Source organism: Sphingomonas sp. URJC2, from assembly GCF_059803575.1.
The window spans coordinates 1-4,313 of the sequence record NZ_JAPFGX010000070.1; the positions used below are offsets into that span (position 1 = coordinate 1).

Below are 4,313 nucleotides of genomic sequence, written 5' to 3' on the forward strand. Positions count from 1 at the left end.
CTTGCTGCCGGTCACCCCGCGAATGCGGTCGGCGAGCTGATGCCGTGGACCGCCGTGGCCTGAGCACACCGCTTACGTTCGCGCGGAGATTTCGGCCACCGATGTCGAAGCGGTCATCCCGCCCATGGCGAACCGGCGCATATCGATCCCTCACGAACGGGTGAAGTACCGCCGGCGCGGCCTCATCGAGCGGCTCTTCAGCAAGCCCAAAAACTGGCGCCGGGTCAAAACCCGGTACGACAAAGCCGCAGAGTGCGACCTCGATGCGCGGGCCGCGCGGCTTTGTCACGCTCGCGTCAATCAGCCTGTGGACACACTTTGTCCACGAAGCCTAGCACTACTTTGGCAGATTTCTGCGGATCATTCGTCGCCATCGTCTACGACAGTGCGGGCATGTTGGCGGCGGAGGCTGGCTGAGTTGGGTCAGGATTGCCTGCCTGATGGCAGGCAGGGTCGGCTGCGGCGGCGGGCTCGGGCTTCTTTTTTTTTCCGACCCGCTGCCCTGAGGCGACGGGCTTGCAGGAAGGCGAACGCGATCATGCTCATGAGGGTGTGTCGGTGAAGTCCCTGCCACGATCGTCCCTCAAAGTGATCGAGGCCGAGCTCTTCCTTCAGCTGTTGATGGGCTTGCTCGCAGACCCAGCGGGCCTTGATGGCGCCGGCCAGCTTCCTGAGCGGTGTGTCGGCGGGCAGATTGCTGAGGTAGTATTTGCGTTCGCCGGTGGAGCGGTGCTCCCCGACCAACCATACCTCTTCGCCGGGAAGATGCTGCTGGCCGAGATCACCGATCCGCTGCGGCGGGCCGTCTGCCACCCGCACGCGCATGGCAGCAAAGCGTGCCGACAGCTTGCCCTTGGTGCCGCGCCGCCAGGTCACGGTCTGCCACTTGGCGCTCTCGAGCACTTCTTGGGCGGGACGCGAAGCAACGTCAGGCACATGGTTCTTGCGTGGCCGTCCGCGGCCAGCAACCGGGAAGATCATGGCAACATCGGCCGGATAGACCTTCTGCTTGTAAGGTATGCCCACTGCCCAGGTCAGACCGCGCTCGGTAAGAGCCTGCCGGAACGGGCCGGACAGGCCATAGCCAGCGTCGGCCAATATGCCGCCGAAGCGCACACCAGCGCTGCGAACGCGGTCGATCTCGGCAAGGGCGATATCGGGCTTGGTGCGATAGGCGCGCGCCTCTGCAGGAACCTTGCCACGGTCCATCCGCGCCGCATCGCTGGTCCAGCTCTCAGGCAGGAACAGGCGCAACCCGATCATGACCGGCACTTCGTTCGATGCCAGCGTCACCGACACGAGGGTCTGGCAGTTCGCGTTCTTGCCAAGCGCCGAGGCATATTGCGGAGCCACGCCGACCGACGCACGCCCCTTCTTGGGCAAAGCCGTGTCATCGATGATCAACCAGGCATCGCTGCCACCTACAAGGCCATCGGCCTGCCGACAGAGTTCCTCCTCCAATGGCGCGCTGTCCCACAGGGCACCGCCGATAAAATGGTGCAGCTGATCGTAGCCAATCCCCGGCGAACGCATCGCCATCGGCTGCATACTCTTGCGGTCACCAGGGCCGATCAACCCCTCGACATATGCCGGACACATCCGCGCCCTGCGCCGATCGCCCAACATCCCCACAAAAGGCGCTAGCCAATCCGTCAGCTCATCCCGCCATGCTTCCACCATCGCCAGCCTCCACACGCTGACGATCTTGAATCACGATAAGCGACTCCTGTGAATCTCAAAAATGAACGTCTGCCAAAGCAGTGCTAGGTCCTGGATCCATACCCTAGGGCGTTCCAATCCAGGCTATCCAATGTGAATTACACCGATCAAGGACTTAAAGTGCATTCTGGGGCAGTAGTTGATCTGTTCGGCAGCTCCTCGAGTACGTACAGGTGCTACTCTTTGTCGGCGGGAAAATGGAGTGCAACGCTCGAGGCGAGGTCGGGGTTCCGGCACGCAGGATCGAAGAGGGACAGTCTTAGAGACCATTCGCTTGGATCCTTGCTCGTCCTGCCGCTCCGTGCACCATGCGAAGGCAATCTTACTTTTCGGCCTCCAGCGCAGCGAACGTGGCGGCGATGTTCAGGTTTCCGTTACCATATGTGGGATCGCGACCGGGCGCTCCGGCGTCGGTCGCATTCTTCAGGAGCAGGGACACGATCTGCTTTCCGGTGAGATCTGAACGCACCTGCGCGATCAAGGCCACCGCGCCGCTAATCGCCGCCGCGGCAGCCGATGAGCCCGACAAGAAGGTTACTGTACCGTCACGTCCGGTAGCGGCGACATTGACGGAGAGCGCGCTGAGGTACCAGGCCGAGGCTGGCCCGTCGCCTGCGCGATTGGTGAGGGCATGCGCGCGACCGACCGTATCATGCCCGCCTGCTATGATGACCAGGCCCGCTCCGGCCTCTGCCATGGCGCGCGCTAGCTCGTCCGGCTCGGCCGCGCCCGCTTTGTTGCCGCCGCTGACTACCATTACCACCCCGGCGGCAGCGGCACGGCGCACCGCGTCGATGATCTCGGGATACGCCACGTCCAGCCCGGCGGAGAAATTGATGACGCGTGCGCCAGCGGCCACAGCCGCATCGATGGCTTGGACGAGGTGGTCCAGTCTCGTGGCGCAGCTTTGGGGCGTGCAGTCGCCGGGCGTCGAAACGTTAAAGGAAAGCAGCGTTGCCTCAAACGCTACGCCGTGCATGCCCCGGCCGTCGCGCGCCGCCAGCGCGACCGACGACATCCATGTCCCATGACCGTTGTGGTCCACGAGCCCGCGGCTGCCCGCCACGTCGCCGCTCGCCGGATCGATCCTGCCGGCGAACTCGCTCAGACCCGGCGTAACGCCCGTGTCAATCACCGCAATTCTGACGCCCCGGCCGGTGACGCCCGCGCGATATGCGGCGTCCGCATTGGCTGCGACCGCCGCGCCGGAACGCTGATATTCCAACTGCTCAGCCGTCGGCGGAGGCGCGGTGGGGTTAGGCGTTGGTATCGGTGACGGGCCGGCGGTCGGCGGGCCAGGGACGACCGTCACGCCCTCGCCGGACGAGCTGCCCCCGCCTCCGCAGGCTGAGACCAACGCGGCGCTCGCCAAGGCGAGCCCACGAAGTCGAATAGAATCATTACCACGCCCCCAACTACTCATGATCTTCCCTCCGACGTCGCTTCCATACAACGTCTATCGCATGACACACGGGCTGGGAGCGGCCGTAAGCATCCAGTTTGGACCAATCCGCTACGACCGTGCGAGTAGTCAGCAGTGGTTAGCGGGCCTCTCGGTTACACCACACCTTGATTCAGAGGCGTCAGAACCACTTGGTCCAGTGGTGAGAAATTCCGTGGATAAAGCCTCACTGTGGGCCCGTTCGCTGGTTCAAGGCTGGCGTTTGAAGGTAGTGTTGGGCGAAAAGATCGGCGGTACTGGAGAAGTATACCGTGCAGGCAGCACAGGAGCGGCATGGGTGGCGACCTGTGCTGTCCATCCTTCGCGAGAGGGGGGAGGCACAGGCAGCGCATTTGCGATCGTCGATCTTGCAATGGGAACGTGTCTTCACGCCGAGCTGGAGGGCTTCGAGTGTGCCGAGAGCGACATCTGGGCGCGCTACAATGACGAGCTGGCACCGAGAGACAATCATCCGCGCTTTTTGCGCAAGATTGGCCACCCCCATGGTTACACGGATGCCGATATCAGCGCTGAAGATGATGGAGGGACGAGCGAAGTCGCAGCTTGACTGGCTGAGCGCCTTGGCGTCGGCCGCAAGGTCGCGTGCCTCGTCCGGCTCGGAAACCTTGGTGCATCCTTCCAGATCCACCGTCCGGCTAGCGAAGGCGCATATGGCAAGACAGACATTGTCCGGATCTGCGACGCAGTTGGCGAGATTACCGAGCATGCGCGTCCGCATGGGGCGAAGAAAATATTCGACGTTCCGGCCGAGGGTTCCAGTCCTGATCTCGATAGCTCAACGGATCATCTCGGGGCGAAGCTTAGGACGCTCAGCCGTAAGTTTTCGTTCAGATACAAGGCAATGCAATATGTCCTAAAATATACAGGGCTTACTCGATCCATGGCCGGAAAAATAATTCAATTTATCGAGGATAAGAATAGTCATATCAGGGCAATACACAATGGCGTTATTCTGCCTATCATTTATTAGCCGCCTTCGGTCGGCGTCGCTTTTTCAAGCCCATGCGAAAGGTTATGCCGTAGCCCTCTAAAAGGCACTCGAACGCTCTGATAAAGGTAAGCGGTGTTCTGACGGCACCTTGCTTGGCTCGGGGGCGGTGGTTGAAGTGCGGGGATGGACGAGCACCGCGTT

Annotated in this window: 2 protein-coding genes and 1 pseudogene; all 3 read right to left on the minus strand. The window is 62.1% G+C overall.

Annotated elements, in window-relative coordinates:
- Positions 1 to 377 precede the first annotated feature (377 nt).
- The 3 genes and pseudogenes from OPU66_RS14685 to OPU66_RS14695 all read right to left on the minus strand — a co-directional run bounded on the left by OPU66_RS14685 (position 378) and on the right by OPU66_RS14695 (position 3,887).
- Positions 378 to 1,680: pseudogene (locus OPU66_RS14685) on the minus strand (IS701 family transposase).
- 361 nt (positions 1,681 to 2,041) lie between these two features.
- Complete coding sequence (locus tag OPU66_RS14690; RefSeq protein WP_498554394.1) at positions 2,042 to 2,944, minus strand: S8 family serine peptidase; 903 nt, start codon at positions 2,942 to 2,944, stop codon at positions 2,042 to 2,044.
- Positions 2,945 to 3,347: 403 nt separating this feature from the next.
- Positions 3,348 to 3,887: a hypothetical protein gene (locus tag OPU66_RS14695; RefSeq protein WP_498554395.1), complete on the minus strand. Its 540-nt coding sequence runs from the start codon at positions 3,885 to 3,887 to the stop codon at positions 3,348 to 3,350.
- Positions 3,888 to 4,313: the final 426 nt, after the last annotated feature.